The 26,843-nt window shown below is 40.7% G+C and carries 29 protein-coding genes, 1 riboswitch and 1 other annotated feature; of the genes, 22 read left to right on the forward strand and 7 right to left on the reverse strand.

Features of this window, described 5'->3' with window-relative positions:
- Nucleotides 1-264 precede the first annotated feature (264 nt).
- The 17 genes from yidA (at nucleotide 265) to I588_RS00950 (ending at nucleotide 16,588) form a co-directional block, all read left to right on the forward strand.
- Nucleotides 265-1,077 (forward strand): sugar-phosphatase, encoded by an 813-nt coding sequence (gene yidA / locus I588_RS00870; protein ID WP_010757037.1) that lies wholly within the window; start codon nucleotides 265-267, stop codon nucleotides 1,075-1,077.
- Nucleotides 1,078-1,145: 68 nt separating this feature from the next.
- A complete protein-coding gene (locus tag I588_RS00875; RefSeq protein ID WP_010757038.1) occupies nucleotides 1,146-1,484 on the forward strand; it encodes an iron-sulfur cluster biosynthesis family protein in 339 nt (112 codons plus the stop codon).
- Nucleotides 1,485-1,581: 97 nt separating this feature from the next.
- Nucleotides 1,582-2,685, forward strand: coding sequence for an NADH-dependent flavin oxidoreductase (locus I588_RS00880; protein WP_010757039.1), 1,104 nt, complete (start codon nucleotides 1,582-1,584; stop codon nucleotides 2,683-2,685).
- A gap of 67 nt (nucleotides 2,686-2,752) precedes the next feature.
- Nucleotides 2,753-2,981: a binding site (T-box leader), on the forward strand.
- 322 nt (nucleotides 2,982-3,303) lie between these two features.
- Nucleotides 3,304-4,665: an anthranilate synthase component I gene (gene trpE / locus I588_RS00885; RefSeq protein WP_010757040.1), complete on the forward strand. Its 1,362-nt coding sequence runs from the start codon at nucleotides 3,304-3,306 to the stop codon at nucleotides 4,663-4,665.
- Nucleotides 4,662-5,237 carry an anthranilate synthase component II gene (locus I588_RS00890; RefSeq protein WP_010757041.1) on the forward strand — a complete coding sequence of 192 codons (576 nt, stop codon included), beginning with the start codon at nucleotides 4,662-4,664 and terminating at the stop codon, nucleotides 5,235-5,237. Before trpE ends, I588_RS00890 begins: the two co-directional genes overlap by 4 nt.
- Nucleotides 5,221-6,234 carry an anthranilate phosphoribosyltransferase gene (gene trpD, locus I588_RS00895; protein ID WP_010757042.1) on the forward strand — a complete coding sequence of 338 codons (1,014 nt, stop codon included), beginning with the start codon at nucleotides 5,221-5,223 and terminating at the stop codon, nucleotides 6,232-6,234. The genes I588_RS00890 and trpD overlap by 17 nt, the downstream gene beginning before the upstream one ends.
- A complete protein-coding gene (trpC, locus tag I588_RS00900) occupies nucleotides 6,234-6,992 on the forward strand; it encodes an indole-3-glycerol phosphate synthase TrpC (protein WP_010757043.1) in 759 nt (252 codons plus the stop codon). Before trpD ends, trpC begins: the two co-directional genes overlap by 1 nt.
- On the forward strand, nucleotides 6,989-7,606 hold the full coding sequence (locus I588_RS00905) for a phosphoribosylanthranilate isomerase (protein ID WP_010757044.1): 618 nt from the start codon (nucleotides 6,989-6,991) through the stop codon (nucleotides 7,604-7,606). Before trpC ends, I588_RS00905 begins: the two co-directional genes overlap by 4 nt.
- Nucleotides 7,584-8,777, forward strand: a complete 1,194-nt coding sequence (gene trpB, locus I588_RS00910) for a tryptophan synthase subunit beta (protein WP_010757045.1) — start codon at nucleotides 7,584-7,586, stop codon at nucleotides 8,775-8,777. Before I588_RS00905 ends, trpB begins: the two co-directional genes overlap by 23 nt.
- A complete protein-coding gene (trpA, locus tag I588_RS00915; RefSeq protein ID WP_010757046.1) occupies nucleotides 8,774-9,559 on the forward strand; it encodes a tryptophan synthase subunit alpha in 786 nt (261 codons plus the stop codon). Before trpB ends, trpA begins: the two co-directional genes overlap by 4 nt.
- Nucleotides 9,560-9,957: 398 nt before the next feature.
- Entirely contained in the window at nucleotides 9,958-11,100 is a 1,143-nt protein-coding gene (gene tnpB, locus I588_RS00920; RefSeq protein WP_010757047.1) for an IS200/IS605 family element RNA-guided endonuclease TnpB, read from the forward strand.
- A gap of 174 nt (nucleotides 11,101-11,274) precedes the next feature.
- Nucleotides 11,275-11,517 (forward strand): hypothetical protein, encoded by a 243-nt coding sequence (locus tag I588_RS00925; protein WP_010757048.1) that lies wholly within the window; start codon nucleotides 11,275-11,277, stop codon nucleotides 11,515-11,517.
- 343 nt (nucleotides 11,518-11,860) lie between these two features.
- A complete protein-coding gene (locus I588_RS00930) occupies nucleotides 11,861-12,667 on the forward strand; it encodes a MetQ/NlpA family ABC transporter substrate-binding protein (RefSeq protein WP_010757049.1) in 807 nt (268 codons plus the stop codon).
- On the forward strand, nucleotides 12,660-13,484 hold the full coding sequence (locus I588_RS00935; RefSeq protein WP_174316928.1) for a DUF169 domain-containing protein: 825 nt from the start codon (nucleotides 12,660-12,662) through the stop codon (nucleotides 13,482-13,484). Before I588_RS00930 ends, I588_RS00935 begins: the two co-directional genes overlap by 8 nt.
- Complete coding sequence (locus I588_RS00940; RefSeq protein ID WP_010757051.1) at nucleotides 13,471-14,442, forward strand: methionine ABC transporter ATP-binding protein; 972 nt, start codon at nucleotides 13,471-13,473, stop codon at nucleotides 14,440-14,442. The genes I588_RS00935 and I588_RS00940 overlap by 14 nt, the downstream gene beginning before the upstream one ends.
- The gene (locus tag I588_RS00945) at nucleotides 14,435-15,091 is read left to right on the forward strand and encodes a methionine ABC transporter permease (protein ID WP_010757052.1); all 657 of its coding nucleotides are present in this window, start codon (nucleotides 14,435-14,437) and stop codon (nucleotides 15,089-15,091) included. Before I588_RS00940 ends, I588_RS00945 begins: the two co-directional genes overlap by 8 nt.
- A gap of 78 nt (nucleotides 15,092-15,169) precedes the next feature.
- Nucleotides 15,170-16,588 carry a C69 family dipeptidase gene (locus I588_RS00950; RefSeq protein ID WP_010757053.1) on the forward strand — a complete coding sequence of 473 codons (1,419 nt, stop codon included), beginning with the start codon at nucleotides 15,170-15,172 and terminating at the stop codon, nucleotides 16,586-16,588.
- 37 nt (nucleotides 16,589-16,625) lie between these two features.
- On the opposite strand, the gene I588_RS00955 is transcribed toward I588_RS00950, so the two are convergent.
- Nucleotides 16,626-17,144 (reverse strand): hypothetical protein, encoded by a 519-nt coding sequence (locus tag I588_RS00955; protein ID WP_010757054.1) that lies wholly within the window; start codon nucleotides 17,142-17,144, stop codon nucleotides 16,626-16,628.
- A 354-nt stretch (nucleotides 17,145-17,498) separates the two neighbouring features.
- On the opposite strand from I588_RS00955, the gene I588_RS00960 reads away from it, so the two are divergent.
- Complete coding sequence (locus I588_RS00960; protein WP_010757055.1) at nucleotides 17,499-17,690, forward strand: DUF6440 family protein; 192 nt, start codon at nucleotides 17,499-17,501, stop codon at nucleotides 17,688-17,690.
- Nucleotides 17,691-17,791: 101 nt separating this feature from the next.
- Here the strand turns inward: I588_RS00960 and I588_RS00965 are convergent, their stop codons facing one another.
- The gene (locus I588_RS00965) at nucleotides 17,792-18,799 is read right to left on the reverse strand and encodes a C45 family autoproteolytic acyltransferase/hydrolase (RefSeq protein ID WP_010757056.1); all 1,008 of its coding nucleotides are present in this window, start codon (nucleotides 18,797-18,799) and stop codon (nucleotides 17,792-17,794) included.
- Between the two features lie 520 nt (nucleotides 18,800-19,319).
- The gene (locus tag I588_RS00970; RefSeq protein ID WP_010757057.1) at nucleotides 19,320-19,733 is read right to left on the reverse strand and encodes a GFA family protein; all 414 of its coding nucleotides are present in this window, start codon (nucleotides 19,731-19,733) and stop codon (nucleotides 19,320-19,322) included.
- 137 nt (nucleotides 19,734-19,870) lie between these two features.
- Here I588_RS00970 and I588_RS00975 point away from each other — a divergent pair, with 137 nt between their 5' ends.
- Nucleotides 19,871-20,521, forward strand: coding sequence for a TetR/AcrR family transcriptional regulator (locus I588_RS00975; RefSeq protein ID WP_010757058.1), 651 nt, complete (start codon nucleotides 19,871-19,873; stop codon nucleotides 20,519-20,521).
- Nucleotides 20,518-21,144 carry a class I SAM-dependent methyltransferase gene (locus tag I588_RS00980; RefSeq protein WP_010757059.1) on the forward strand — a complete coding sequence of 209 codons (627 nt, stop codon included), beginning with the start codon at nucleotides 20,518-20,520 and terminating at the stop codon, nucleotides 21,142-21,144. The genes I588_RS00975 and I588_RS00980 overlap by 4 nt, the downstream gene beginning before the upstream one ends.
- 141 nt (nucleotides 21,145-21,285) lie before the next feature.
- On the opposite strand, the gene thiD is transcribed toward I588_RS00980, so the two are convergent.
- On the reverse strand, nucleotides 21,286-22,086 hold the full coding sequence (thiD, locus tag I588_RS00985; protein ID WP_010757060.1) for a bifunctional hydroxymethylpyrimidine kinase/phosphomethylpyrimidine kinase: 801 nt from the start codon (nucleotides 22,084-22,086) through the stop codon (nucleotides 21,286-21,288).
- A 63-nt stretch (nucleotides 22,087-22,149) separates the two neighbouring features.
- Nucleotides 22,150-22,247, reverse strand: a riboswitch (TPP riboswitch).
- An 80-nt stretch (nucleotides 22,248-22,327) separates the two neighbouring features.
- On the reverse strand, nucleotides 22,328-22,924 hold the full coding sequence (locus tag I588_RS00990; protein WP_010757061.1) for an ATP-dependent Clp protease proteolytic subunit: 597 nt from the start codon (nucleotides 22,922-22,924) through the stop codon (nucleotides 22,328-22,330).
- A gap of 163 nt (nucleotides 22,925-23,087) precedes the next feature.
- Between I588_RS00990 and I588_RS00995 the strand changes: the two genes are divergently transcribed.
- Both I588_RS00995 and I588_RS26305 read left to right on the forward strand, forming a co-directional pair.
- On the forward strand, nucleotides 23,088-23,558 hold the full coding sequence (locus I588_RS00995) for a TspO/MBR family protein (RefSeq protein WP_034693501.1): 471 nt from the start codon (nucleotides 23,088-23,090) through the stop codon (nucleotides 23,556-23,558).
- 724 nt (nucleotides 23,559-24,282) lie between these two features.
- Entirely contained in the window at nucleotides 24,283-25,128 is an 846-nt protein-coding gene (locus I588_RS26305) for a class F sortase (RefSeq protein ID WP_010757063.1), read from the forward strand.
- 93 nt (nucleotides 25,129-25,221) lie between these two features.
- Here the strand turns inward: I588_RS26305 and I588_RS01005 are convergent, their stop codons facing one another.
- Both I588_RS01005 and I588_RS27790 read right to left on the reverse strand, forming a co-directional pair.
- Nucleotides 25,222-26,640: an AcpB/EbpR/MafR family transcriptional regulator gene (locus I588_RS01005; protein WP_010757064.1), complete on the reverse strand. Its 1,419-nt coding sequence runs from the start codon at nucleotides 26,638-26,640 to the stop codon at nucleotides 25,222-25,224.
- Complete coding sequence (locus tag I588_RS27790) at nucleotides 26,561-26,788, reverse strand: helix-turn-helix domain-containing protein (protein ID WP_245569584.1); 228 nt, start codon at nucleotides 26,786-26,788, stop codon at nucleotides 26,561-26,563. Before I588_RS27790 ends, I588_RS01005 begins: the two co-directional genes overlap by 80 nt.
- Nucleotides 26,789-26,843 lie beyond the last annotated feature (55 nt).

The following is a 26,843-nucleotide window of genomic DNA, read 5'->3' on the forward strand; positions in this document are numbered from 1 at the left end:
CTGCTTCGGCGGTGTTTTTTTCTTGCTTAATGGTCATTTTGTGACATACGGTAAACCTGTCTCCATCAGCAATAAATTCTTGCGGTCAAGAGATGGTTGTGGTTAACTGGTAAATGGAAGAATTTTTTGTTTTAAGGGAAGTATAGGAGCTGACTCTACTTTTCGAAGTCTAAAGACAGTTTAGTAAAATAGTGCTTGTAGCGAAACGCATGCTCTGTTTTTCAAGGAAAAATGAGTACCTTAAATACATAGTAGGAGGAAATTATGTCAGTAAAATTAGTTGCCATTGACATGGATGGCACATTATTAAATGAACGAGGCGAATTATCGCCCGCGGTAGTTGAGAGTGTAAAAAAAGCCCGAAAGACAGGTGCGTATATCGTTATTTGTACGGGGCGTCCTTTATCTGGAGCGCTAGAACAGCTAGCAGATTTAGATTTATTGTCAATGGATGATTATGTAATTTCTTATAATGGCAGCTTAGTCTTAAACACCAACACTTGGGACGTTGTCTTGCAGCATGGCCTAACGCGAGATGACTATTTGTATTTTGATATGCTGGCACGTAAAATTGGGGTCCACATTCATACAGTTAGTCGTGATGCAATCTATACTTCAAACCGTGATATTAGCCGCTATTCAGTAAATGAAGCGCATATGGTGAATCTTCCGTTGAAGTACCGGACACCAGAAGAAATTGCAAATGAGGTAACACCAGTTAAGTTAATGATGATTGATGAACCAGAAATTTTGGAGGCATCAATCAAGAAAATTCCTCAGCACCTATTTGAAGAATACACCTTGGTAACCAGCTCGCCTTACTATTTAGAAATCTTAAATAAAGATGCCAGCAAAGGTTCTGCAGTTCGAGAATTAGCTGCTCATTTAGGCATCGAGCAAGAAGAGGTTATGGCCATTGGTGATGCAGAGAATGATATATCCATGCTTAAATTCGCAGGTGTCTCAGTAGCCATGGGCAATGCCACACCAGAGGTTAAGGCTGCTGCTAAATTTGAAGTAGCTTCTAACCAGGAAGACGGTGTAAAAGAAGCTTTAGAGCGCTGGGTTTTGCAATAGGCTGTTGAGCAGATTAGTTTCGTCTCTTTTTTCTACGGGGTATACTTCTAGAAGAGGAGGAGATAGTAATGAAATTAATCGTTCGCGATCAAGCAGCAAAAGCTTTAGCAGGTAAACTTGGTTCCAATGAAGAATTTATTTTGGCACTGAACGACGGGTCCAATCAATTCTCAACCGTTGGCGGCTCTTGTACCGTCGGAGATAAATTCCAGATTATCCCTACTGAAGGTCCAACAGGCCAGTTTCAAGAGGTATTGGACAGTGATCGTTTTAAAGTATATATTTCCGATGAAGAAAAAGTCTTTTTAGGAAATGAGGTCATTATCGATTTTAACGAACGGCTGAATACTTTCTCTTTGAAGAATGAAAGCGGCACGTTAGATCCGAATATTTTATTGAAGAATTAGCTTATCAAAGCAATCCTGTGAATCGATCACAGGGTTGCTTTTTTCACCCTTCTTTTTCTGTTGTGTGCTATTCTTAAAAGAAAAAGGAGTGGAAGCAATGACTAAATTAATCGAACCGTTGACATTCAAACGCGGCTTAGTTTTGAAGAATCGCGTGTTTATGGCCCCAATGACTACTAAAATGAGTTTTTATGATGGCGTCGTTACCCAAGATGAAATTGAGTATTATAGTATGCGAGCTGGTGAAATTGGAGCAGTTATTACTGGTGCAGCCAATGTCCAGGAAGACGGCAAGGGATGGGAAGGTGAACTGGGCGTTTACGATGATAAATTCATTCCGGGATTGGCTAAGCTGGCGTCAGGCATAAAACGTAATGGTACCAAGGCTATTCTTCAAATTTTTCACGGCGGTCGTATGACAAATAGTCAGGTTTTACGAGGAGTCCAACCGGTTTCTGCTAGTGCGGTGGCAGCTGAACGGCCAAATGCTGAAGTGCCGCGCGCGATGGAAAGTGAAGAAGTGGTAGCATTAATCAGTAATTTCGCCGCCGCTACCAAACGAGCAATTGCTGCTGGCTTTGATGGGGTAGAGTTGCATGGAGCTAACACCTATTTAATTCAACAATTCTTCTCTCCACATTCTAATAGACGTGAGGATGAATGGGGTGGCAGTCTAGAAAAAAGATTCCATTTTGTAGAAGAATTGGTGAAAGCAGTGACTGCTGTAGTGGATGAATCCGGAGCTGATGGATTTATCGTTGGTTATCGTTTTTCTCCGGAAGAATATGAAACACCGGGAATTCGTTTTGAAGATACTTTGTATTTAGTAGATCATTTAGCAGATATGCCGTTGGATTATCTGCACATTTCCTTAAATCAAGCAGATAAGCGTTCAGCTAGTGAGGATTATCAAGAGAAATCAATGATGGCTTATGTTTATGAAAAGCTTGCTGGACGTTTGCCGTTGATCGGTGTCGGGGATGTACGAACGGGTCAAGACGCGGAAGAAATCTTGGCTAAAGCTGATGGCGTAGCTATAGGTAAAGCTTTGTTGATGGACCCGAACTGGTTGCCGAAGGCGGTCAATGGGCAAGAAGAGTTGATTCGTCAGGAGCTTTCACGCTTTGATTGTGATGAATTGAAGATCAGTAATGGTGTCTGGGGCTTTTTAGAAAGCATGATGCCTGAGCGCCTACATTAAAAAAATCTAAACTTTTTTTCATAAAAGTGTTGACTCTTTTAATAAACAAGCGTATTATTTTAAAAAAATACAGGTTAGACAAAAGAGTAGTAACATGATTTTCTCTTTTCAGAGAGCTGATGGTGCTGTGAATCAGTAAGGAAAATGATGCGAATGGACTTTTGAACCGAGATTTTGAAGCTCAGTAGGAATCTCCGGGAACTCCCGTTACAGAGAAAGGCTGTTGTTAGACAGCTGATAGAGAGATGCTTTTTAAGCATATATTGAGGTGGCACCGTGGATTAACCGCCCTCAAGTTGGACATTCGTCTGACTTGGGGGCTTTTTTTATGAATAAAAATCAGAAACAAGAGAAGTAATTTGGAAAACGAAAAGATACAGAAAGCTTCCGCCGATGAGAATGAAGCGCTTTTCACCAAATGAATGGGCTTGTTGGAGCATCCTTGAACAAGAGTAGGGGATGACGGGAACTCCCGTTATAGAGGAAGAATGTTGTTGGACATTCGAGAGAGACATGCTTTTTTAAGCATATGTTGAGGTGGTACCGTGCAAATTGCGCCCTCAAGCTGGATGATTGTGTTCAGCTTGGGGGCTTTTTTCTTTTGAAAGGGATGAAAAAATGAAGATTGTAAAAAAATTAAGTGCTGATTGTTTAACGCCAGTGTCTTTATACTTCCGCTTGAGCGGGGAGTCAAAGTGTTTGTTAGAAAGTATTCCGAGAGATTCTGAAAGCAACCGGTACTCTCTGTTAGCTTTTAATCCGGTCCATCATATCCAGTTTCAGGCGGAGGAATTTCAAATCGATCAAACCCGATATACCTGCACCGATCCGTTGAAGGAATTAGAGAAATATGTGCTAAAAGAAGAGCGAATCGAGGGGCTGCCCTTTGAAGGTGGAGCAATTGGTTATGTTGGTTACGATATTGCGGCCCTTTATGAAGATTTAGGTCAGATTCCAGCGGATGCGTTGGAGCTGCCGGATATGCAGTTTTACTTGTTTGAAACCTTTGTAATTTATGATCACCAAAAGCAAACATTGAATATTGTTGCGAGTGATCTATACAGTCAGTGTGGGGAAGCTCAGCTGCAGCAGCGAATTAACAAAATTGAGGAAGAAATCTTTACCCTTAAAGAAAGTGAGAATGCTCCGTTAGAACCGATCAAGCTAAGCTTTACCAGCAATTTTACCCAAGCAGAATATGAAGCAGTAGTGGAAAAGGCTAAACAATATATTCGTGAAGGCGATTTGTTTCAGGTGGTTCCTTCGCAGCGCTTATCAGCAGATTTTCCTGTTGATCCGTTTCATTATTACCGTCACTTGCGGGTAACCAACCCTTCAGCCTATCTCTATTATCTGCCATTTCCAGATGTTACCGTAATCGGCAGTTCGCCTGAAAGTTTGGTACGAGTTAAGGGGGACACGGTTACAACCAATCCGATTGCAGGGACACGTCGACGAGGATTAAACGACAGCGAAGACGATCATTTAGCCGAAGAATTGATTAATGACGAAAAAGAAATAGCCGAGCATCAAATGCTGATTGATCTTGGTCGCAACGATATCGGCCGGGTAGCTGAAATTGGCAGTGTCCATGTTCCACTATTTATGACGATTGAGCGGTATCGTTTCGTGATGCACATCGTGTCTTTAGTCGAAGGAAAACTGCGCTCAGACAAAACAGCGATGGACGCGTTGAAATCTACGTTACCTGCTGGAACAGTCAGCGGCGCACCAAAAATTCGAGCGATGACTCGAATTTATGAATGGGAGCCTGTTAAGCGTTCCATCTATGCTGGAGCGGTTGGGTATCTATCTTGTGACAACCAAGCCGACTTTGCCATTGCGATTCGCACGATGGTTGTTAAGGACAAAAAAGCTTATGTTCAGGCTGGCGGCGGAGTCGTCTATGATTCCGACCCGACGAGTGAATATATGGAGACACTGCAAAAAGCCAATGCATTACTGGAGGTAGGAAAATGATCTTATTAATTGATAATTATGATTCGTTTACGTATAACTTGGTTCACCAATTTGACGATGATTTGGTAGTTGTCCGAAATGATGCAGCAGATTTGTTCCAGCTGGCAGAAGAGGCTGATGGAATTGTTCTTTCGCCGGGACCAGGTAAACCAGCTGATGCGGGATTAATGGAAGAAGTGATTCGCCGCTTTTATCGGGACAAACCGATTCTTGGTATTTGCTTAGGTCATCAGGCAATCGGTGAAGTTTTCGGCGGGAAAGTAGTAGCCGCACCTCAAATTATGCACGGCAAACGATCAACGATCTTTTTTAAAGCTAAGGGGTGTTTCAAAGAGATTCAAACCCCGCTGGAGGTCATGCGCTATCATTCTTTGATTGTCGCAAAAGAAAATTTCCCAGAGGCATTAGAAATCGTTGCAGAATGCGACGATTGCATCATGGCTTTACAACATAAAAAATATCCCGTTTACGGGCTGCAATTTCATCCAGAATCGATTGGAACTGAAAAGGGTCAACAGCTGATTGATCAATTTATAAAGGAAGTAGGGAAAAAGCATGCAAAAATTATTTGAAAAGGTTTATCAAGGCCAGCATTTAACTACGGAAGAAATGACAAGTATTTCAACCAATATTTTTGAAGGTAATTTAAGCGATACGCAAATTAGTGCTTTGCTGATTGCTCTAAAGCTAAAAGGTGTAACTTCTGAAGAATTGACCGGTTTGGCTACAATCATGCAAGGCAAAGCAGAAAAAATGCTGACTCCTCCAAAAGGTGTGATGGACAATTGCGGGACAGGTGGCGATCACTGCAACAGCTTTAACATTAGTACCACGGCCGCTTTCGTTTTAGCTGGCGGCGGCATTCCAATGGCGAAGCATGGCAATCGCAGTATTTCCAGCCGTTCAGGTAGTGCTGATGTATTAGAAACCTTAGGCATTAATTTGACTGTATCGCCAGAAAAAATCGACTATTTATTGCGAGAAGTAGGAATAGCTTTCTTATTCTCACCAGCCATGCATCCAGCTATGAAATATGTGATGGGAATTCGTAGAGAGCTGGCAACACCAACCATTTTCAATTTAATTGGACCAATTATTAATCCTTACCGCCTGGATAATCAATTGATGGGAACCTTCGCTGGCGATTCATTGATGGAAACTGCAGAAACCTTAGGCAGAATGGGCCGAAAGAAAGCCATCGTCGTTCACGGCGCTCACGGTATGGACGAAGCGAATTTAGCTGGTACAACCAACTGTGCGATTTATCAAGACGGCAAAGTTTCCAGCTTCTCCTTTACACCGGAAGAATACGGGTTTAAGCGAGCACCATTAGAGGCCATCGTCGGTGGGGAAGCGTTGCAAAACCGCGATATTTTGTTATCGGTATTGCGGGATGAATCCTCTGTTTACCATGACACAATTTTATTAAATGCCGGCTTAGGCTTTTTAGCCAGCGGTAAAGTAGCAACGCTGGAAGCTGGAATTGCAGAAGCTAAGCAATCTCTTGCCTCTGGAGCAGCTATGGATTGCTTACAAAAATTGGCACAAGAACAAAAGGCGGTGGCTTAATGGATTTTCTAGCAACTATTTTAGAAAAAAAGGCTGAAGAGGTAGCGCAGCTGTCGGAACAGCAAGTGCAAACAACAACGAAACGGCCATCCTTTTACCAAACAGTGAAGGAAGCACCAGAAACCGTGCATCTAATCGGTGAAATCAAACGAGCCTCTCCTTCAAAAGGAGATATCAAAACCGATGTGGATATTTTAGAACAAGCCAAGTCATATGAAGCAGGAGGAGTCAGTGCTATTTCAGTACTGACAGATGAAGTCTTTTTCAAAGGAACGATTGAAGATTTGAAAGAGGTTGCTCAAGTGGTGAAGCTGCCGATTTTATGCAAGGATTTTATTATTGACGAAAGACAATTAGTTCGTGCAAAAAACGCCGGGGCGAGCATCGTCTTGCTAATCGTAGCAGCTTTAACCGAGGAACGCTTGTCGGAGCTTTATCAAGCAGCTAAAACCCTCGGCTTGGAAGTATTGGTAGAAACGCATAACCAAGAGGAGCTAAACACCGCTCATCGGATCGATGCTCAAATTATTGGTGTAAACAATCGTGATCTGACCACCTTTGACGTGACGATTGCTACAAGTGAGGCCTTGGCTCAACCGTCAACTGACCGAATCTACATTAGCGAATCTGGATTTAAAACTGGTGAGGATGTTCAGCGGATTGCCAAAGATTATCAAGCTGTTTTAGTGGGAGAAACATTAATGCGTTCAGAAAATATTGCCGAAAAAATTCAGGAATTGCGAGTGAAGCGAACATGACCCACATAAAAATTTGCGGCTTGTCGACAACGGAAGCGGTAGAAACAGCCGTACAAGGTGGCGCTGATTATTTAGGGTTTGTTTTTGCTAAAAGTCCGCGACAGGTAACAGCAGAGCAGGTTAAAAAAATTACAGCTAACGTCCCAGCAGCGATAAAAAAAGTCGGTGTTTTCGTTTCTCCGAGTCGAGACGAGGTGGAGAAAACCATTCAAGCAGCAGGCTTGGATTTGGTGCAAATCCATGGTGAACCCTTAACAGAAGCGGTTAGTGTTCCGATCATCCGAGCAGTTAGCATTCGCAAGTCGGAGGCTTTGCCGCAAACAGGAATTGAAGCATATTTATTATTGGATGCCCCGCCCGCAAAATATATGGGTGGCAACGGTGAGGTTTTTGATTGGCAGGCAGTTAATCCAGATGAGCTGCCGCAAGAAACACTCTTCATCGCTGGCGGTTTAACCCCAGAAAATGTTGCAGCGGCTATTCAGTATTTTCAACCGCTGGCTGTCGATGTCTCTAGCGGCGTCGAAACCAATGGGAAAAAAGATCATAAAAAGATAACTGCCTTTTGCCAAGCAGTGAAGGAGGAAACACATGTATCAGCAACCAACCACTAAAGGATTTTATGGGGATTTCGGCGGACAATTTGTCCCAGAAACCTTAATGTATGCCGTGCAGGAATTAACCGAAACCTACGAAAGCTCTAAAACCGATCCGGAATTTCAAAAGGAATTGGCTTATTATTTAACTCAATACGTAGGAAGAGAGAATCCCTTGTATTTCGCTGAACGTCTAACTGAAAAACTAGGCGGCGCTAAGATTTATTTAAAACGAGAAGATTTGAACCATACTGGGGCCCACAAAATCAACAATGCCATTGGTCAAGTATTATTAGCAAAACGCATGGGCAAAAATAAAATCGTTGCTGAAACAGGTGCTGGCCAGCATGGAGTGGCTACCGCAACTGCGGCTGCTTTGTTCGGCATGGAGTGTATCGTTTTTATGGGAGAAGTCGATGTTAAGCGTCAGGAATTAAATGTCTTCCGGATGGAGCTGTTAGGCGCAAAGGTAGAAAGTGTAGTCTCTGGCAGTAAAACCTTGAAAGATGCTGTGAACGAGGCACTGAGGTATTGGGTTGCGAATGTAGAAGATACCCATTATGTAATGGGATCTGTCTTAGGACCGCATCCTTTTCCCGAAATTGTGCGGGATTATCAAAGTGTGATTGGTAACGAAGCTCGCCGTCAGATTTTGGAGGCAGAAGAAAAATTACCAGATGTAGCACTTGCTTGTGTTGGTGGCGGCAGTAACGCCATGGGATTGTTTTATCCGTTTGTTGAGGATGAAGGGGTTCGATTAATCGGAGTAGAGGCTGCTGGAAAAGGTGTTCACACCGATGAGCATGCAGCACCGATTACCCAAGGCGACATTGGTGTATTGCACGGTGCCCGGATGCATTTGCTGCAAGATGATGATGGACAAGTCATTGAGGCTTATTCCATTTCAGCTGGCTTGGATTATCCAGGAGTTGGACCAGAACATTCTTATTTATCAAGTATAAAACGAGCTGAATATGTCACGATTGATGACGAAGAAGCAGTTGAGGCTTTCCATCTATTGTCTCGTGTAGAAGGGATTATCCCTGCTTTGGAAAGCTCCCATGCGATTGCTCATGTTATGAAGCTGGCTCCTCAAATGGAAAAAGATCAAAGCATTGTTCTTTGCCTATCAGGCCGGGGAGATAAAGATGTTCAGCAAATCAAGGATCGGATGGAGGCAGCGAAATGAAAACTTTGACCACTTATTTAAGTAAAAAAGCCGAAAAACAAAAATTATTTGTTCCCTATATTATGGCCGGCGCTCAAGGATTGGAGTCTTTGCCGGATGAAATCAAGATGCTGGCGAAAAATGGTGCGACAGCCATTGAAATTGGTGTGCCTTTTTCTGATCCAGTAGCAGATGGTCCAATTATTCAGGAAGCCGGGTTGCGAGCTTTAGCCAATAAAGTTACCTTGAAAAAAATTATTGCGCTGCTGCAGCAATTTGATTCACCAGTCCCGTTAATTTTCATGGGCTATAGTAATTCCTTCTTCCATTATGGCTTAGAAAATTTAGTCAAGGATTTGGAAAATACGGATGTCAAAGGATTTATCATCCCCGATTTGCCCTATGAACATCGTGACTTGGTGTTGCCGACTTTTGACGAAGCGGACCTAGCGTTGCTCACATTGATCTCGTTGACCAGTCCTCAGGAACGTATTCGCACCTTATTAGAAGAAGCAGAAGGATTTGTTTACGCGGTAACCATTAACGGAACAACAGGAACCGGTAAGAATTATCGCGACAATCTGGATGAACATCTGGCTTTAATCACGAAGGAAAGTAAGATTCCTGTTTTGGCTGGCTTTGGCGTCTCAGATCGCAGTCACGTGGAACGCTTTAACAACTGTTGCGATGGCGTAGTCGTTGGTTCTAAGATCGTTAAAAGTCTGCAGGATAAGGGCATAGCAGAAACGGGCAAGCTGGTTTATTCTCTGACTAATTCAATTGAGCAAGTCAGTGCTGGATAATCATCCGAGAGTAAAGAAGCAACACTTATAAATAAAAAAGCTTGAATCGATTGCAGCAACCTGAAAAAGGTCATGACAATTGGTTCAAGCTTTTTTTATTCAAAATCCTTGCAGCTTAATGTTCGCCGAATTGACTGAACTGAGTAAGCAGGATCAACATCAAACATAGCTTCTAAGGCACTGATAACCTGCTGCTCTCGATTAAAGCTGCCATTTTTAACAGAATTTCAGGCAGAAGTCGCCCAGCCTCTATAGGTGGTTGATGAATGCCTTTTTTTGTTTAGGAGACGGTGCAACTAAAAAACGACAAAAAGCTATTGCTACGCGATTTTCCGCATGATATAATCACCTAGAGAACACGTGTTCGTGTTCTCGGAACTAACAAAGGGGTGGATCCCATGGAACAACTAAAAGCGTACAAGTACCGCATCTATCCAACAGAAGAACAAGTCGTCTTCTTTGCCAAGACTTTTGGTTGTGTTCGAAAAGTCTACAACTTGATGCTGGATGAGCGGATGAAGGCTTATGCGTCAATGAAGAATGATCCTTCCAAAAAAATGAAAAGGCCTACCCCAGCGAAATACAAGAACGACTATCCTTATTTGAAAGAAGTGGATAGTCTTGCCTTAGCGAATGCCCAGTTTAATTTAAACAAGGCTTACAACAACTTTTTTCGCGATAACCGTGTCGGTTTCCCTAAATTCAAAAGCAAAAGCAGTCCGGTTCAAAGCTATACCACCAACAATCAAAACGGCACCATTTCTCTAGTGGATAACAAATACATCAAACTACCCAAGCTAAAATCCCTTGTCCGTATTAAACGCCATCGCCAACCAAAAGGAGAGATTCGATCCGCAACAATCTCTCGTCATGCAAGCGGCAACTACTACCTTTCTTTGTTGTGCAAAGAAGATATACAAAAGCTTCCTAAAACGAATTCGGTTATTGGCATCGATCTGGGGATTAAAGACTTTGCCATTCTTTCAGACGGACAAAAGATTGACAACCAACACTTTACCGCAGAAATGGAACGGAAGTTAATCCGTGAACAGCGGAAGCTTTCTCGTCGGGCTTTACAAGCTAAGAAAGCGGGAAAAAAGCTAAGTGAAGCCAAGAACTACCAAAAACTAAAACGCAAAGTGGCAAGATTGCACGAAAAAGTCAAAAGCCAACGCAACGACTTTCTAAATAAGTTAAGTACTGAACTCATCAAAAACCACGATGTGATCTGTCTCGAAGACTTACCTACGAAGGATCTATTGCGTAATCATAAATTGGCCAAAAGTATCTCGGATGTTTCCTGGTCTAGCTTTGTGACGAAACTCCAGTACAAAGCCGACTGGTATGGACGAGAAATGATTCAGGTAGCCAGGTGGTATCCATCTAGTCAACTTTGTTCCGAATGCGGACACAAGGATGGTAAGAAACCACTTCAGATTCGAGAGTGGACCTGCCCGATTTGTCATGCCCACCATGATCGAGACATCAATGCCAGTATCAACATTCTAAACGAAGGGCTGCGTATGCGAGCCTTTGCATAATCAAATCAATAACCGTAGGAACTACGGGGATAGCTTGGTAAAAAAGAGCAACCGCTGCAAGCAAAGACAACTGCAAGTAAGTAAGCTCTGTTCCCAAGAAGCTCCCACTTCAAGCGTGAAGAACCAATCGGTTTAGCTCAGTGGCGAGTAGTTCACTACAGGTTTGCGAGAATAATGTTAACAACAAGTGCAGCAGTACAGAAAATTACTGAAGCTGCTGTGATAATCACACAGGATGGAAAGGAAAAACAAATTCCTGCAGACACTGTGATTATTGCTGCTGGTTATAATCCAGTCAATCAACTGGAAGCAGCCATTGAAGATTATGTAGATGTGACCGTGGTGGGGGATGCCGTAGCTTCCCGAAAAATTATGGATGCTATCCATGAAGCTTACCATACAATTCGTGTAATGTAATTTAGGCCTCTTCTTAGAAAACGGCATTCTAAGAAGAGGTTTTTTTATTTTCTATAAAAATAATGGTTGTTTATTAAGGAGTTTTTGATCTATACTTATGAAAGGGCTTAAAGCAAAAAGACTTTAACTTTTTAGGAGGTGGAAAAATGTGGCAATTTCAACGGTGACTTTGACATAGCTTAGGTCTTAGAGTTTCTAAGCCGGCGAAAACCAGTTTTTTCCTCCAACTATTTGATGATATAAGTGATTAACATCACATGATCAGCTGTTTGCGAGGAAGGCATGCTTATTTAAGTATGTTTATTTTGTGTGTCTAAAAATAGCAGAAATGGGGATTATGGGGATGAAAAAAGGAACAATCATGTTAGGTTTAGCTACATTATTTTTATTGGCAGGCTGCGGGTCGCAACCAAAAGAAGCAACAGAGTCAGATAAAAAAGAAATTAAAATTGCCTGCAATCAAGTATCAATTAACTCGCTGGAAGCAGCTAAGGCAGCTATGGAAGAAAAAGGCTACGAGCCAGAGTTTGTTACTTTCTCAAACAATATCGAAGCCTTACAAGCAGTGAATGACGGAAACGTGGATGCCTCCTTTGCACAGCATGAGCCGTTTATGAAATCCTTCAATGAGCAAAAAGGCGGTAAGCTAGCCATGATGTCACCGCATGTTTATTATACAGGTATTGGCTTGTACTCGACGAAATATGATGCAGTGGATCAGCTGCCAGATGGTGCACAAATTGCCATCATGAATGATGCGATGAACCGAGACAATTCTTTAATAATGATGGAGGATGCTGGTTTAATCAAACTGACGGATGAAAAGGATTCGGGCTTTACTTCCTTGGATATTGTTGAGAATCCGAAGAATTTTGAATTTGTAGAAATTGAACAGGCTCAAACTGTCCGCAGTTTAGAGGATCTGGATGCAGCAACCTGCTTCTTCACCTTTATGTTTAACTCTGGAGAAGATTATAAAAACTATTTAATCCGTGATCAGCATGCAGAAGATTTTCCAATTAGTTTAATTGTTCGTGATGAAGACAAAGACAGTGATTGGGCAAAGGATATCAATGCTTCATTTACAACTAAGGAAAGTAAGAAGGGCATCAATGATCATTTCAAAGGAGTTTTCACCTTCTATGAGTAAATTTAAAGAGCTGAACAAACGCTTGAATTACTTGTTAAATCTGGAACGTCAGGTTGTAGGCATTACCTTTTTACATTCAAGGGAAGCTTTCTTACAGCACCCAGCACCAAAATATCAAAAGCTGATTCCCTATTGTGGTGCGGTACAAAAAGCAACACAGGGAGAACAAATGAAGCTGGATTTAAGCAATTTTGCTTGTCCGGCTTCCGCAGTTGCGATGGGGCTAGTGGACAATGATGACTACAGTGCTAGCGGAGAAAAACACGCGAACATGAAGGTTTACAAAGACATCGAAGTCAGCAAGCAGGTGGCTGATGATATGGTCTATCGCCAAGAAGCAGCTTATGGAATCGCGATTGAGCCAATTGAGACTTGGACCCAAGCGCCCGATATTGTTTTGCTGATTACCGTGCCCTACAATGCGATGCGAATCCTGCAAGGAAATGCTTTCCATTTTGGACAGGTAAAGCAAATGAAAATGACAGGAATGCAGGCCTTGTGTCAGGAAGCAACCTCTTATCCTTTCGAAATGGACGAAATCAATGTGTCGATGATGTGTTCAGGAACCCGTTACGTGGCTCGCTGGAAGGATGAGGAATTGTGCATCGGTATTCCTTACCATAAATTTGAGCAGGTAATCGATGGCTTGGAGCAAACCTTAAATCCGATGGAGCTTTTAGAGAAGAAGCGGCAAATTATTAAGAAAACCGCGGACAATGATGAAGCCGATTTTTATGATGTTCGCAAAAGAGAAAACTATTTCCGAGGAGCCTATCAAGGCGTGAAGCGGGAAGGGCGAGTACATGATCAGGATTGAGAATTTAACCAAAACCTTTGGACCGCAGACGGTGCTGAAAAATGTTTCCTTAACCATTGAGAAGGGCGATATTTATGCGATTCTTGGAGTAAGTGGTGCCGGGAAATCCACATTGCTGCGCTGCATCAACGGATTGGAACGCTTTGATCATGGCAAACTGTTTGTTAACCAACAAGAAAGTACGGAGCTGTCTGAAAAAGATTGGCGGATGTTACGGAAAAAAATCGGGATGATCTTTCAAGGCAATTCATTGATGGAGCAGCTGACCATTTTTCAAAATGTTGCGTTACCGATGACCTGCAGCGGTTATTCAAAGGAAGAGATTAATACCAAAGTCAACCAGCTGCTAAAGGAAGTCGGTATCTTAGATAAAGCTCAGATGAAGCCAAAGCAATTATCAGGTGGACAAAAGCAGCGAGCAGCTATTGCCCGGGCGTTGACCTTGGATCCTGAAATTTTGCTGTGCGATGAGGCGACATCAGCCTTGGATCCTAGTATAACCAATGAAATTGTCGATCTTTTGCGGCGATTGAATCAGAAATACCAGTTGACCATCGTAGTTGTCACTCACCAGGTGGAAGTAGTCAAACGAATTTGCAACAAGGTAGCTGTCTTAAGTAATGGAGAAATCGCGGATCAGGGTACAGTGAAACAAATCTTTTTGGATCATTCACCAGTCTTGGCAACTATTATTGGAGAAACTCATCAGCCAATGGCAGTAAAGCCTGGACACTTTATTGTAAGAATCGTGGCCGACCTGCAAAAGATCAATGTACTGCAAATTCTTCAGCATCAAGGGATTCAAAACTATCAAATACTACACACTCAAACCGAACGTTTTCGCGAGGAAGATGTTTCTGTGTTGACACTCATGCTGCCGACAACTGAACTGAGCAATGCTCAGCAATTAACCGATACATCCTTGATTCAGTATCAGATAGGAGAGGTTTATGAGTAATGAACAATTGATGACCCAAATTTTGTGGCCCAATTTTGTCAGTACCTTGATTATGGTCGGCTGTTCAGCGCTGCTTTCGACAGTTTTAGGCTTTTTGTTGGCTACCGTTTTAATCATAACCAACAAACAAGGGTTAAAACCCAATCCTTCAGTCTATCGTGTCTTGGATTTTCTGATCAATGTAGTCCGCTCTTTTCCTTTTATTATTTTGATGGTTGCCTTGATGCCGGTAACTCGTTCATTAGTCGGTACAACGATTGGAACGACTGCAGCGATTGTTCCGTTAACCTTTGCGATGACTCCGTATGTGGCACGTTTGTTTGAAAACAATATGCTGGAGGTAAATCCATACACCATAGATGCGGCGAAATCTTTTGGAGCCAGCAATAGCCAGATCATTTTGAAGGTGATGCTGGTAGAGGCATTCCCCAGCCTAATTTCTAGTTTAACCTTAGCGATAATATCTGTATTGGGCTACACTGCAATGGCTGGGACGGTTGGAGCTGGCGGATTGGGGGCAGTAGCTATCACTTATGGATATCAGAATTTTGATGACCGCGTAATGTACAGCACTGTACTAATCTTGATTGTTTTTGTTCAACTGGTTCAAGTGGCAGGCAGCTATCTGTATAAAAAAATAAAAGCCTAAGTTTGTCAGGGAATTGGTTTGCAGTTTGGTTAGATGGTGCTATAGTAGAGGTAGATCAGTGAAGGAGAGTGTTTCGTTATGCAAAGAAGAAAAGGTTCCTGTACGACTATTTTAGTTGGGAAGGATGCATCGATTGACGGCTCCACGATTATTGCCAGAAACGACGATGGTCATGAAGCACTCGATCCGCAACGTTTTGTGGTAGTTACTCCTGACAAACAGCCCCGTGAATACACATCTGTTATTAGCAAGGTAACGATTGATTTGCCCGATAATCCGCTGCGGTATACGTCAATGCCAAATGCCATTTTAACGGATGGAATCTGGCCGGCTGCTGGCATCAATAGTAAAAATGTAGCAATGTCTGCAACAGAAACAATTACTACAAATCCACGGATTTTGGGTATTGATCCTTATGAAGAAAAAGGAATTGGCGAAGAAGACTTAGTAACATTAGTTTTACCGTACATTCATAGTGCACGTGAAGGCGTTGAGCGACTAGGCGCATTGCTGAAAGAGTACGGCACTTATGAACCAAACGGTATTGCTTTTTCCGATCAAAATGAAGTTTGGTGGTTGGAAACGATTGGTGGTCACCATTGGGCAGCGATTCGTATTCCTGATGATGCCTATGTTGTTGCACCTAATCGCATGAATATTGATGACTACAATTTTAATTCAAAAGATACGCTATACTCAGATGATTTGCCAGACATGATTGAAGAGCATCAATTGAATCCTGATTTTATGGGAGTCAACCTGCGTCATATTTTTGGCAGTGCAACTGTGAAGGATACGGTATACAATAATCCGCGCGCTTGGTATGGTCAAAAGTATTTTACACCAGATGTAGACCAAGACCCGATGGATCAGGACTTACCGTTCATCTGCCGTCCAAAACGAAAAATTACCATTGAGGATGTGAAATTTGTCCTTAGCTCACATTTCGAAAATACCGTATATGATCCTTATGGAAATGGCACAGAAGAGCAAAAGGCGCTGTTCCGGCCAATTGGAATTAACCGAAACCATAATGTGCACATTTTAGAATTACGTAATCATGTACCAAATGAGATTGCAGGGATTCATTGGTTGGCATACGGAGCAAATACGTTTAACACGGTTGTACCCTTTTATGCCAATGTTAATGACACGCCAGTTAGCTACCGTGATGCGGATGGAACCTTTGATCTGAATAAAATGTACTGGTTAAGCAGCACAACGGCTTTGCTGGGAGACACCGATTATGATATGTACGCAGATTTCCGAAATACCTTTGTCTTGCAGGCAATGACAGCCTTTCGTGGAATTCAAGCGAAAGCCGATCAAGAAATCAAAGACAACAAGGATAAAAGTTCTGCAGAGAAGCAAGCTTATCTTGAGCAAGTCAATGAAGAACTGGCAAAAGTTTCTATGGAAAAGGCTACAAAGCTGCTAGGAGACATGGTGATTTTCGGTTCCAATCATATGAAGCTGCGATATAGCTTAAATGACTAAAACAAACGGTGAGGACGCGCGTCCTCACCGTTTTGTTTTATTTAGGATAGATAATCCCGTCTGATGCTTTAAGATATTCGGGTACATTTTTTTCTGCTTGTGCCACAAATTCTTTGTTTTGGAATCTTTGCAAAAAATAGTCCAAAATCAGTTTATAATCTCTTTCATGCTTTTCTACTTCTGGCTGATTGTCAAAAGCCAGTACCTTCATAAAGAATAATTTTTCCAAAGAAATTACTTTACAATTTTCGTATTCAATCGCTCCGTCAGATAGAAAGGCATAATCCAATCGGAAAATACTTCGCAGAAATTCATAAGGAGCCACGGATAGAAATAAATCCCCCCACTTATCTCGTTGATCTTCAGGATAGAGGTTTGCTAGCGTCCGATAGTCCTCGTCAGTAATAATAAAATCAATGTCGCTTCCGTGTTCTCGAATCCCATAATATTCCATAGCTAAGCCGCCAATTAGCAAGGGTTTAGCAGTAAAGAAAATTCCAGAAGCAGTTAGATCAATTTCTTCAATAAGATATTTATTTTCAAAGTTTTTAGACATAGTACTTTCTCCTTTACTTTGTAATCAATAAAAGACAAAGTCCAACTGGGCAGGGTAAGTTCATTGCTTCATACAAATTGCCCGCAGACTTTGTATGAAGCGGCAGCAATTACGAGCCTCATGGGATCACTCCTTGTGGAATTTTTCTTACAATTAGCATATCACAGGTAATTAAGTAGAACAATCCTATATTCTACCTAGAAGAAATCGCTTACTTATAGTATGATTTTATTAGGGATTATGAGCTTTTGCAGCGGCAGTTAGTCACATAAAAAGTAATTGAATAGATGGTTAAAGATTAACTTTAGCAAAGGTAGAAAAGTCCCGCAATGCAACAAAAAAGGGGGTGCGGAAATGGCGAAAGAAAAAAGATTTGTAAAGGTATATAGTCAAGGAACTGCGGACGTAGTAACTATTCTTATCGATAAGGAAACAGGAGTGAACTATGTTGCCGCGAAAATGGGCTACGCAGGGGGACTGACTGTTCTTTTGGATCAAGAAGGTAAACCAGTGGTTACACCTAAAAATGAAATACCAGAGAAATAAATCAGAGGACAAATAATAAGTAAATAAAAATATCCGAACGCTTGATAAATGAGTTAGTTTTCAAGCAGGTTCGGATATTTTTAAGTCAAACGAGCCTTGTCCTATTTAAGCCAGTTATCCTCACGGAAAGCATTCTTTGCTGGGTTCCCAGCAGCACGATACACCTGGGAGGTAGTCAAATTGTATACGCAGGACCAAACTGTATCTCTCCCGGTGCTGCGGTCATAGTCACACATGAAGCCAAATTCGCCTGCCAGCAGCTGCTGAGACTCTTTACTATCGATTGTAGCTGCATGTTTTTGTAAATAAGCGCCCATTGTTTCATACCGTTCTTCTGCTTGCCAAGTATCCTTCGGCAAACGATTATAATCAACCATTTCAGGTGTATTAAACATATTAGTAGCAATCAAAAAACTGGTTGACTCAGTTAAGTGCTGAATTGTTGTTTTGTCAGGGCTTATTTCAGCTAAAATTCCTTGCCCATTTGCATCACCGATGACCAACGTTCCAGATCCAGCATGAGGAAGCTCATTAATTAAGGCGACTGCTTCTTGAACGTTTTTACAGCGCTCTAAAATTAATCGCAACAACATGCCCACATTTAATCCCGGTTGAACTTTATAAGGTGCTACTGAAGTTAAGGCGATAGCTAATCCATGCTGATTAATCCCATCCTCCATTTCCACAAAAGCAGTCGTATTCCCTAAGAAATTAAAGCCTTGACGATCAGTAAATTCATACTTAGTGTTTAAACAATGCTCTTCAGTTACTGTCAGAAAATCACTGTTACGACCTAAAAAACAGCCTCGCTGATTTTTCACAAGAAAGCTGGAACAATGAGAACCTGGCATCAAGCAATACATACCAAACAAAACAGCTTGCAGCGGTTGTGGCGCAATCTCCTGTCCATCGGCGATTCCTTGAATTTCCGCCAAAATTTCTGGGAAATATTTTTGATAAATGGGTAAACAAGCTTGAACAAACTGAATCCTCTGTTCATCTAGTTCGAAAGGAATCATGGCTAACAAGTGTTGATTATTTTGTTTTAACGTAGTGCCGAAAGTTCGACCAATTGAATAATGATCGCCCTGAAAGCGTAGTTGCTGCATAGGTAAAGCCTCCTAATTTGTATTAGGATGTCGACGTCCTTAGATTTAGTCTAATGGAATAAAATTTATAAGCAATTGAATAATATGAGAATCGTTTTCAATTTTTATTGAAAGAGCTGATTTGGTCACATTGATAATGATGCTGTTAAACAGCTTTGAGCAGGGGAGTTTGACTCTTTGAGAAGCTTTAGTCGAAAGACGAGAACCTGTTCAGCAATTTTGTCAATTGTATACGAAAAAAGAAAGGAGAATGAATAATCAATTTATATTTTTACGGTATAAGTCGCGTATTGTAGGGTGGTCTTAGTAAAACTTTTTTAGTGGGAGTATATAGAATTTCACCGCTATTTAGCGAATAAGCTGCTGACCTCAAAATCTAAGATAATTTATGTAATTAGCTTTGGACTTATCATTTTGTTAGTCGAAGAAGGATTTGGATACAACAAAAACTCAAAGAGGCAACCAAAATCAGCTTTGAGTTTTTTGTTTGGAGTCTATTAAATTAATTAGTAAGATTTGTTTACTCTACTTCTTGCCATTGGCTGTCAAACTTTTTAGTTTCATTGGCAAAGTCATAATAAGCGGGTTTACGATCGTAAAAGACTTGTAAACCAAACGTCGCTTCTGCGATGATATCTGGAAATAGTTCAGCATTCAAACAATAATGGTCTCGCTCCAGATGATGCCAAAAAAGATAAGTACCACAGGTGGCACAAAAAGCCCGCTCTACTTCTTCACTAGATTTGTAAAAGGTCACTGATGCTGGATCAAGTTTTAGCTCCACGTTGTCACTTTTCTCAGGATCAACGGCCATAACTGGACCCGCTGTCATTTTTCGACACATGTCGCAATGACAACTGTAAACAAAATTCCCGTAGCGCTTGATTGATACCTGGTTTTTTCCACATAAACATGTTCCCTGAATATTCTCCATAAACTACCTCCACTTTTTCTTTTATTGTAACATGAAATAGAGGCATTCCTGATGTAACTAATTTCGAAATATTTCACTAATATTGAAATCTAGTATCAATTAGTATAGTATTGTCTGTAAGAGAGAGGTAGATTTGGATGAAAGACAAAAAGACTAGGATCATTGAGGCAGCATTAGTGCTGTTTGGGCAAAAAGGTTTTTCGAAGGTTAGTATTAAGGAAATCGCTCAGCAGGCAGGAGTATCACAGGTAACGATTTACAATCATTTTGAAAATAAGGAAGTACTAGTAGAGAAAATTGTGCAGGGTTTAATGGACAAAGTAATGGCGGCTGCCGAGCAAATTTATTCTTCAGAGCTTCCTTACGAAGAAAAATTGCTTAAGGCGTTTGAAGTATGCAATAGTGAAATAGCCCAAGCTGTTGAGCATTATTTTAGTCCAGAATCATTGGCTGATCCTAAATTGCTAGCGTTGATTTTCCAAGCGGTGAATACGCGCAAGGAAGAGATCTATGTGAAGTTTATTGATCTTGGCTATGCACTTCGAGCTATTCCTGCTGCTATTGATAAGCAGTCCATTTTGTTTTTGCTACAGTCACTTAACGTTAATGATTTGACAATAGATGAAGAACAAGATAGGGAAAAATTGAGTCAAGATCTAATTTATTTGTTTCTTTATGGAATAATCGGTAAAGAAAAAGCTAGTCTTAAAGACTTAAACGGTGAAGAAGTTCTACAACTGCTAACTGCTCAAGTGAGAAGCGAACTAGAAAAGGGTGGAAAAATATGACCATTTTCATTATCATTTCTCTTGTGATTATTGCAGCAGCACTTGTTTTCAAGAACCTGCTTCAGCAATCAAAGCAGCCTACAGGTTGGATCGGTAAGTTAATGATGAAAACCTGGAACAAGGCATATTTTCCAATGATAAGATGGGCGCTTCAAACCACCAATAAAACAGCCGGTGAGAAAATTCTAGATGTAGGTATTGGAAACGGACTTTCATCAGAATATTTGAATCGACAGTTTCCTGAATGTGAATTGTATGGGATTGATATTTCTGAGGAGGCCATTCAAGAAGCCCGTAAAAGATTCAAGCGACATGAAGTAGATTTTACAGTTCAAGCTATCGAAAATACTAGGTTCGCTGATAATCAGTTTGACTTGATTTGTGCTTTTCAGACTCATTTTCATTGGGAAAAGCTGCAGGAAGCCTTCACCGAAATCAATCGGTTGTTAAAACCAGAAGGACGTTTGCTGCTGGCCTGCGAGTTTAGCAAAATAAAAATCTATTTGCCTGAGTTAACAGAAACAGACAACTTTCAACGGTTTCTAGCCATATCAAATTTAACAATTGTATCAATGGAAACAGCTGGTGGATTTGTCAGATATGAGATTGAAAAAACCAATTAAAGCACAGAAAAACGGAGTGGATTTCTCCACTCCGAAAAAGTCTAACTTTTTGGGGTCACTACAAGATTACCTGTGCTTTTTACATAGGAAAAAGCAATATAGTATTTAGTTGCTAATATAAAAAGTTTCACGCTTAAACATTCATTCTTTCAATCCATGCTGATACAAATCGTAAAAATGATTGGTTGGTCCGTGACCATTACCAAGAGACAGAGAATGGCGAATCGCTGTGGTTACATACTTTTTCGCTTGATCAACCGCTTGATCCATTTCCTTGCCTAAAGCTAATTGAGACGCAATGGCAGACGAAAAGGTACAACCGGTACCATGTGTATTTTTGGTATCGATTCGCTCACTGGTGTACTCAGAAAAGTCTTGCCCATCGTACAAGACATCGGTAGCTTTGCCAACTTTATGTCCACCCTTAACTAAAGTAGCAGCGCCGCACAAGTTATAGATTTTTTTAGCAGCAGTTCGCATATCTTCTAAGGAGTGAATCGAAAGTCCACTGATTTTTTCTGCTTCTGGGACATTTGGGGTAATCAGTGTTGCTAAGGGCAAAACTTCTTCAATCAAAGTATCAATTGAACTTGGATCCATCAATGCACAACCGTTTTTAGCATACATAACCGGATCCAGCACGACTTTTTCCGGCTGCCACTTTTTTAAGCTGACTGCGACAGCTCGCATGGTTTCCACCGTAGAAAGCATTCCGATTTTAACAGCATCAGGTGTAATGTCTTCAAAGACTGCATCGATTTGTTCTTGAATAATTTGTGGTGTCATATCTTGGTATGAAATAACGCGAACAGTATTCTCGGCAACAACCGAAGTAACCACTGACATACCAAATACACCATGAGCCGAAAAGGTTTTCAAATCGGCCTGAATCCCAGCACCACCGCTGCAATCAGAGCCGGCGATCGTTAAAGCTTTTTTCATTTAAAAATATCCTCCTTCGTACATAAAAAGGGCGCCACCTTAAAAAAGGGGACGCCCATCACATGTTATCTTAGACTTGCTTCCCTCCGACGGTGTTAACCAACAGGTTCTAAGGGTCAGGTTTTACCTTCTCAACGCCAAGCGTCCCCCCGCAAAAAAAATATTCAGTTAATCGTCACAGTGACGCAATTCCAATGTTGCTGTTTTAATGGTATACCAAAAAGAGACCTAGAACAAGCACTTATTTTCCAATTTCGTCAGAAGTAGAGATGATTTTGCCTACGATGCCATAATCTTTGGCTTCATCCACAGACATCCAGAAGTTGCGGTCAGTGTCTTGTTCCACTTTTTCTACTGACTGGCCAGTTGCTTCAGCAATCAAGCGGTTGATTCGTTCTCGAGTTCGGATAATTTCTTTGGCTTCAATTTGAATTTCAGTTGTTTGACCACTAACACCGCCAGCTGGTTGGTGAATCATATAGCGTGTATTTGGCAGGCTGTAACGATTTTCTTTCTCAGCAGCTAAGAAGATTGTAATACCCGCACTTGCTACCCAACCTGTACCGATCATATTAACAGTCGGTTTGATAAACTTGATGACATCGTGAATGGTATCGCCAGATTCCACGTGGCCGCCAGGGCTATTCACATAAATTGTGATGGGATCATCACTCAAAGCTGACAAAAGCAACAATTGTGAAGTGATATCTTTGGCTAATTCTTGAGTGATTTCACCGTAGATTAACACAGTCCGCTGGTCTAATAATTTCTTGCGGTATACATCAGGAATTTCATTGGTTTTATTTTCATTATCTTCATTTTCATCTAAGTAAAACATTCAGACACCTGCTTTCGTTTAGTTAACTTTAATTATAACACATGTGATAAAAAAGAGTGGGTTATACCTCTTAAATCCTAGAAGAATGGAGCTTTGAGCGTATTTATCGTCTGATAAAATAAATCGTGGTAGAGTGGATTCATGGAAGGAGGGAAGAACTATGATGAACAGTTTAAAAGACTTTCGCTTTTGGATATGTACGATTGGTGTAACCTTACTAGGTTTGCTTTCGGGTCTATTTACTACAAATGCCCAAAGCTATTACCAGCAATTGGAATTGCCATCATTTGCTCCTCCAGGTTGGTTGTTCGGCCCGGTCTGGACTATCTTATACATTTTGATGGGGATTACCTTTTATCTCATTTGGACACATCCAGTCAGAGAAGAGCGGCGTACCATGATTCCTTTATTTGTTGTTCAATTTATTCTGAACTTTTTATGGTCACCACTATTTTTCGCACTGCAAAGCAACCTATTGTCAGTTATTGACATTACAGCCTTATGGATCGTTTTGATTATCCAACAATTGTTTTACTTACGTCACAAGCCTATTGCTATGTGGTTAATGGGACCGTATTTCCTTTGGGTAACCTTCGCGATGGTCTTGAACTACAGCATTATTATTTTGAACTAACTTTTCCAAAAAAGCTAACCCTGACATTTGTCGGGGTTTTTTAATATAAAACAAGGCAATTACTATAGCAATAATTCAGTTGTTACTGTATCTTCTACGGCAACGCATTTGTAGAGAAATTTGATGTTGAGTTAGATCAGCTAAGCTAAACAGGGTATATTTCGCACACTACCGTTGAGAGAAAGGTTCCAATTAATCAAATGGAATGCAGTTAAACTGTAGGAAAGATGACTGGTTTAAAAAAAGGAAAGAAATAGATCAATGAAAGATACCTGTCACAGTGAATGGGATTACCAAGAATTACACATAATGCGAGGCCGTGTTTTAACTGGTAAAAAATTGACTATTTGGTGTATATAAGTATACCAAGTAGTCAATTTTCCTTTTAAAGGAATATCGTGTTATTTTTCACAAGGATCGTTTTAATTGTTTGATGAAATCCACCAATTTTAAAAAACACAAGATATTTGACTTGTAAATCGATCATTTTATAAAAAAACAAATTTATGAAAGAAAGAAAAACAGCTTAAAATGCTCGATCACTTTTTTCTTTTTAATAATAAATTATGCAAGAATCACATAAATGCTTTTAAATCAACAATTATTTACTTTTTTTACCTCTGTTGACGTTATCTAAGGAACAGCATTTTTCAAAAATTAATCTTTATCCCTTATGATTAAAACACAAGGAGAAGAACCTTGTAATTTATGAGGAGGGTATAAAATGACTCTACAAAAAATGATAGCCGTCATCGCGGCAGTGACGTCACTGGCCTTGTTCGGAAATTTGGTTATGTTTCAAAGTCCGAAATTAAGCATATCAGCCCAAACTACCACTTCTTCGACAACTACTGCATCATCTGAAAATGACATAAAAACAGAACAATCTTCAGAAAAAGAAGCGGAAACTAGCAAATCAATCGAAGAAAGTAAAACGGCTGAAAGCACAGCACCAAGTACTGAACAAGCGAAAGCATCAGAAGCCGATACACCGAGGGAAACAACCGACACAACCCAAGCAACAGAAGTCAAGCAAGCAGAAGCAACACCGGCACCAGTAACTGAAGAGGCAGCACCAGCAACTGAACCTATTGAAGAAACAATAGTAGAAACACAGCCTCCTGCAGCCGAAGCCGTGCCAGCAGCTGAACCTGCTGCGCAATTGCAGCCAAACATGCTGCAAATCGCCGGTTCATATATCCCTTATAGCAACGCAGGACAAGGTTCCGGTCAAGCAGTTATTGATGCTGATCACGGAGCTGCAGCAACTTGGGGTGGAGCTTCGGTTCAATCAGGAAACGACGGAATGAACACGCATATTATCGGTCACAATCCAGGTGCGTTCAATGTACTCTTTTCATTAGGGGTAGGTTCAACAATTGAAGTATCAGATGCATCAGGTCAAATTAGTACCTATACCGTTCAAAATATTGTCACAGTTGATGACAGTGCTTATGGACTAGATGGTACGGATTACTGGAATCAAATTACCGGAACTGGTGGAGGCGAACGCTTAACCTTACAAACCTGTATCAATGATTTCCAAAACTTAATTGTTTTTGCCGCTTAAAAGCGAAAAGCGCGATGACTTATTCCTTGAAAAAGGAACAGTTATCGCGCTTTTTACTTTACCAGAAGCAAGGGAAATGATAGCTTAACAGGATCAGCTGACTTGCTTTGGATTAGGGATATATGGGTACGAGTAAATTTGTTTTGCTCGTCTTAAATACGAATAACCAATTTTGCGAATAAAATCTAAGGAGGCTTTTTGTTGGACACTTAAGATCCAATTTTCAATGCTCTCCCGATCAGATGCTGAAATGAAATTGTTAACAATCAAACAGTTTTCCTTTTGATAATAGTCAATAGGATTATTGCTGATAACTAAATCATAATCATTTAATATTTCGAAATCCTCTGGCCCAGAAAAGAGCACTGTCGATTCGTAAATTGACAACTTAAGCTTTTCACCATATTGGGAATAGAGAAAGTCCCGCATCATTTCGGCATGCTTTTTACCAAGATTGCTAACAATAATTACGGAAACCTGTTTGCGCATTTTTTCCAATTGAATCGGCAATTGACTCCATTCCTTCATCAAAAGTGCTACAACATCATACAGTCGGACGTTAATCCAAAGGCTAGGATTGCGCTTATCAATGTCCTCTAAGTAGAGCGTTACCAAGGTTGAAAATACAGGGTACATATGGTGAACATCGTGAGCGAACTTGCGCTGCTTATCATACAAAATAATTCGCTTAAACGGATAAAAATTGTACTGTACATACCAGATCATCATTTGTTGAATAATTTTGTTCCGATCTTCTTCTAGTAATGGGAAGTCAACAGCCTTCACCATTTTATCTAAAAAAGTATTGAGTTTTTTGTGAATGCGCACAATCTGTTGTTGGTTGTCCCAGCCGTAAAATTCATGAAAAACTGTACGGGAGACTTCTTTATACCAACTATCTGTTAGTGAATAAGGGGAATTCTTTAATAAGTTATCTACCAATTCTTCACTATATTCAACCACTTTATCGATAGTATCATCAGGCTCATTACAAACTTCATCTGATAAAGTAAAGCCTTGGCTCATGCGAATCAAAGTTACCACTAGTAAAAACGCGGCGTCTTGAACTTCGCGATCATCTAGTGAAACATCAAAATCTGTTGATGCTCGCATGACATAACAAAAAGTATCTTGTTGATTAATGTTAAACGGCCAATTGTTAATTCCATAGGCTTCCATGTAATATTGCTGATAAAAAATTCGTACCCAGCGTTCATCCTGAGCAGTTACGCGAAATGGTCCTCGTTCCAGAGTTAGGCCGCGTTTTTCTAAAAAAGCTTCCACCGCATTTACCATCCGATAAAAAGAAGCTTCACTCATAAACAGCTCATTGATCCAAAACTCGGCATCCTCGTCAGGAGTATAAAGCAGCTTTTCAATGAACTGAAACTCATCACATTCTTGAAAAACAGTATTGTAGACATTGCCCATTTTATTGGAGGCTAAATTGTTTAAGCGGACTCCTTGAAACTTTGAATACTCTACATAAACATACTCCCCCCCAAAACTCATTGATATAATCAATGTCGCTTAACAAGGTTTTCGCCGAACAATCTAAAAAATTCGTTACGTCTTTAGTAGGGCACCAAGTAGAAAAATTATCCAAAAATTCCAGCAGGGTTATCTTGCGATAGATAGCGGTACTTAGCAAGGCTTTCATAGGATTTTTCCTTTCTTAAAGGCGTATAGGTACATAAGTATTTTACCCTTTTTTA

Source organism: Enterococcus pallens ATCC BAA-351 (assembly GCF_000407485.1).
Lineage (GTDB): Bacteria > Bacillota > Bacilli > Lactobacillales > Enterococcaceae > Enterococcus_A > Enterococcus_A pallens.